The sequence below is a fragment of the Bacillus sp. SRI_025 genome, from assembly GCF_057592095.1.
The window spans coordinates 1-457 of sequence record NZ_JBYEGB010000021.1; the positions used below are offsets into that span (position 1 = coordinate 1).

At 53.4% G+C, this 457-nt stretch carries 1 rRNA gene; it reads right to left on the reverse strand.

From position 1 onward, the window contains the following. Positions 1–51: 51 nt before the first annotated feature. Positions 52–457, reverse strand: a 16S ribosomal RNA gene (locus AC20OE_RS18805); the annotation flags it as partial.

The following is a 457-nucleotide window of genomic DNA, read 5'->3' on the forward strand; positions in this document are numbered from 1 at the left end:
TCCTTCAAAACTAAACAAGACGAAAACGCACGCTGCTCCATATATCCTTAGAAAGGAGGTGATCCAGCCGCACCTTCCGATACGGCTACCTTGTTACGACTTCACCCCAATCATCTGCCCCACCTTCGGCGGCTGGCTCCATAAAGGTTACCTCACCGACTTCGGGTGTTGCAAACTCTCGTGGTGTGACGGGCGGTGTGTACAAGGCCCGGGAACGTATTCACCGCGGCATGCTGATCCGCGATTACTAGCGATTCCAGCTTCACGCAGTCGAGTTGCAGACTGCGATCCGAACTGAGAACAGATTTATGGGATTGGCTAAACCTTGCGGTCTTGCAGCCCTTTGTTCTGTCCATTGTAGCACGTGTGTAGCCCAGGTCATAAGGGGCATGATGATTTGACGTCATCCCCACCTTCCTCCGGTTTGTCACCGGCAGTCACCTTAGAGTGCCCAACT